This is a genomic window from Kitasatospora sp. NPDC093558 (assembly GCF_040683475.1).
GTDB lineage: Bacteria > Actinomycetota > Actinomycetes > Streptomycetales > Streptomycetaceae > Kitasatospora.
Window position 1 is genome coordinate 1 of the sequence record NZ_JBFBDY010000685.1, and the last position, 3,152, is coordinate 3,152.

General features: G+C 68.6%; 3 protein-coding genes and 1 pseudogene. 1 reads left to right on the forward strand and 3 read right to left on the reverse strand.

Translation table 11 applies throughout. The features are described 5' to 3' along the window. Positions 1-115 precede the first annotated feature (115 nt). The 3 genes and pseudogenes from AB0O00_RS33685 to AB0O00_RS33695 all read right to left on the reverse strand — a co-directional run. A pseudogene (locus AB0O00_RS33685) lies at positions 116-247 on the reverse strand (nuclear transport factor 2 family protein); the annotation flags it as partial. A 66-nt stretch (positions 248-313) separates the two neighbouring features. Next, the gene (locus tag AB0O00_RS33690) at positions 314-1,459 is read right to left on the reverse strand and encodes an endonuclease/exonuclease/phosphatase family protein (RefSeq protein WP_363658336.1); all 1,146 of its coding nucleotides are present in this window, start codon (positions 1,457-1,459) and stop codon (positions 314-316) included. 324 nt (positions 1,460-1,783) lie between these two features. Continuing rightward, positions 1,784-2,665, reverse strand: a complete 882-nt coding sequence (locus AB0O00_RS33695; protein ID WP_363658340.1) for an alpha/beta hydrolase — start codon at positions 2,663-2,665, stop codon at positions 1,784-1,786. A 129-nt stretch (positions 2,666-2,794) separates the two neighbouring features. Between AB0O00_RS33695 and AB0O00_RS33700 the strand changes: the two genes are divergently transcribed. Continuing rightward, positions 2,795-3,152 (forward strand): winged helix-turn-helix domain-containing protein (locus AB0O00_RS33700; RefSeq protein WP_363658338.1); only part of this gene is annotated, 358 nt, incomplete at its 3' end.

A 3,152-nucleotide genomic window follows, 5' to 3' on the forward strand; every position in this document is an offset into this window, starting at 1 on the left:
GTACACCGACGCGGACGGCACGCAGCCGGACTGGGCCGCGCACTGGGCGACGGACCTGGAGGCGGAGTACGGGCCGCTCGGCGAGCCGCTCTGACAGCGGGAGCCGCGGCCGTCGTCACACCGAAGGCGCCGGGACGAGGCCGTCGGCGACGAGGCCCGCGAAGACCGCCTGCCCGAGTGCCTGGACGGCCGACTGCGGCCGGACCATCACCGTGAACTCCTTGATCCGGCCGTCCTCGGCGAAGTGACCAGCCGGGCGCCGTCGAGGCCAGGATCGTCCCGGAACGTGTGACCGGACTGTCGGGAGGGCTAATTAACTGTTACGACGCCGCTGCTGCTCGTCGCGTGCGCGTTCGAACTGTCGGATCATGTCCGCAAGGATGTCGCCCGTCCTCGGGTTCCCTCCCTTTGTGTACAGATTGACTTCGGCCAGCACCGGCTGATGGTCGGACAAGCTCTCGGCGCCGTCGCCGGTCGAGAGGTATGCCAGGTCGATACTTACGTTCCTGTCCGCACTCGGCATACCGATCCACCCGACGTAGTCAAGGATGTTCTGGTATTTTTCGAACCCCTTTCCTGCGTTTGCCCGTGCACGGGAGTTCTCAACAGCGTCGTAGGAATACCGTCTTGGCGATTTCACGCCATCGGAGCACAGCTGTCCATCCCCCAGAATGCGCTCGGCCTCCCGTAGGGCGCCCTCGTTCTCCATTCCGGACGGCGCATGGCCATCCGTAGGGATGGTCCGATACTTTTCGAAGTTCAGATCCCCTGCGATGATCACCGGGGCCGTCTCGCCGCTGACTTCTCCCACCTTCCGCGAGACCCACGCGGTGATTTCCCTGAGCTGATCGAAGCGCACGTCCTGCGTCGCCTGGGTCGTGGCATCGGGCGTCTGGTCCGCCTGAAGGTGCGTTCCCACAAGCCAGACGATGCCGTCGCGGGTAGCCATCTTCGCCAGCACCGCCCCCTTGTTCGCGTGGGTGTCCGCCGTGTCCCCATGCACGCTGTGGAAGACCAGTTGATGGGACTCCTCGATCGGGAACTTGCTGAGGATGACGACGCCACCGTTAACCTTGTCCAGATCGTTGCTGCAGGACCCCTCCATCGACGTCCAGTTCCCTCCGGATCCGCAATGGAATCCCACGACGTCGGTCTGATAGGGGTATTGTTCAGGGTTCTTCATATCGCCGAACATCTGCCAGGCTTGCTCGTTGAACGCCTCGCTGAGCACCACGACGTCGGGTGCGTGATCGCAGATGTACCTCCCCGTCCGGCGCGCCCTTCTCTGCCGTACTTCCGGAGGCTCCGGAAGCGCTATGCTGCCCAGGCGCTGGCGGATCAGGGAGGTTATTCCGGTCAGATCGAACGGAATACGCCCCAGAGCCTCCTTTGCCATGGCGGATTCATGCACGATGCTTGGGAGTTGCTCTATATTGAAACTCATCAGAGTGATAGTCATGACTAGCCTCCATTTCCCATGAGGCTTGCCGCTCGGTGGTCATCCACGCCCTTCCATCGTGTACCTTCGACCCCCTGTTGTCACTACGTTGCGTTCTGTTACTCCAGCCGGGCTTCTCCGTTCCTGCTGGTCAACGGCCCGGGAGTTGGGAGCGCAGTGGGGATGGGACTGGATCACCGGCCGGTGAGTGATGGTGAGTTGGGCCACGTCTGCGGTCATGGCGAGGGGTGTTGATCACCGCGGGCTGCCGCCCGGACCGCCTCCTGACGGTTGCGACGGACGGACGGCGAAGCGCCCGAAGCTCCTGCCCGCCCGGTGACGCGCTCAGCGCCGCAGGAGTGCCCGTACGGCGGCGGTGACCTGGGCCGGGGCCTCCTCGGCCATGAAGTGGCCGCAGTCGACGGTGGTGTGGACGAGGTCGGGGGCCCATGCCCGCCACAGGGCCGCCGCGTCGAAGCCGAGGGCCGCGCCCCAGTCCTGCTGGAGGACGCTCACGGGCATGCGGAGCCCGTTGCCCGCCGCCCGGTCTGCGGTGTCGTGGGCGACGTCGATCCCGGCCGACGCGCGGTAGTCCGCCACGATCGACGGGACGGCCTCCCGGCAGGCCGCCAGGTACGCGGCCCGGACGTCGGCGGGGATCGCGGCGGGTTCGCGGGACCACAGGTCGAGGAAGTGCCCGAAGAACTCGTCGGCCGACGCGGCGATCATCCGCTCCGGCAGGCCCGGCGGCTGGGCCATCAGGTAGAGGTGGAATCCGACGGCGGCGGAGGTGCCGCGCATGACGTCCCACGTGTCGAGGAGCGGGAGGATGTCCAGCGAGGCGAGGTGGGTGACGCGGTCCGGGTGGTCGAGAGCAGTGCGGAGGGCGACGAGCGCGCCGCGGTCGTGCCCGACGAGCGCGAACTGCTCGTGTCCGAGAGCCCGGGCGAGCGCCACCACGTCCGCCGCCATCGTGCGCTTGGCGTACGCGCTGCCGTCGGCCGTCTCGGCGGGCTTGTCGCTGGCGCCGTAGCCGCGCAGGTCGGGGCAGATCACGGTGTGGTCGGCGGCGAGGTCGGCGGCCACGTGCCGCCACATCAGGTGGGTCTGCGGGAAGCCGTGCAGCAGCACGACGGGCGTGCCGGAGCCGCCGACGGCCGCGAACAGGCGGACGTCCTCGGCGACCTCGACGCGGTGGTGCTCGAAGCCGGGGATGGTCGGTGTCATGGGATTCGATGCCATGGGAACTCGTCCTCTCGTGCGGTGACCGGGTACGGGACGAGCCTCCCGCACTCGAATCAGCAGACGATCAGCACGCGATCGGCACGCGCCCGGCCGGGTACGGTGGACCCCGGCATGGAACACGTGACACGGGTCCGGTTCGGCGTCCTCGGGTCGCTGACGGCGCAGGGCGACGACAACGCCCCGCTCGACCTCAAGGGGCCCCGCCACCGGGCGGTCCTCGCCCGGCTGATCGTCGCCCGGCGCCGCGTCGTGCCCGTCGCCCGTCTCGTCGACGACCTGTGGGACGAACCGCCCGCGGGCGCCGTCGGCGCCGTCCAGACCTTCGTCGGCGCGCTGCGCCGCGCCCTCGAACCCGACCGTCCCCCGCGCACGCCCGCCCGGCTCCTGGTGACGGACGGCCCCGGGTACGCGCTCCGGGCCGCGCCCGACGCCGTCGACGCGTGGCGCTTCGAAGCGACCGTGGACGGGG

What these genes read in the sequence shown, in the direction of transcription:
- AB0O00_RS33690 (WP_363658336.1), bottom strand. Translation starts at nt 1,459, where the DNA reads ATGACTATCACTCTGATGAGTTTCAATATAGAGCAACTCCCAAGCATC.
- AB0O00_RS33695 (WP_363658340.1), bottom strand. Translation starts at nt 2,665, where the DNA reads ATGACACCGACCATCCCCGGCTTCGAGCACCACCGCGTCGAGGTCGCC.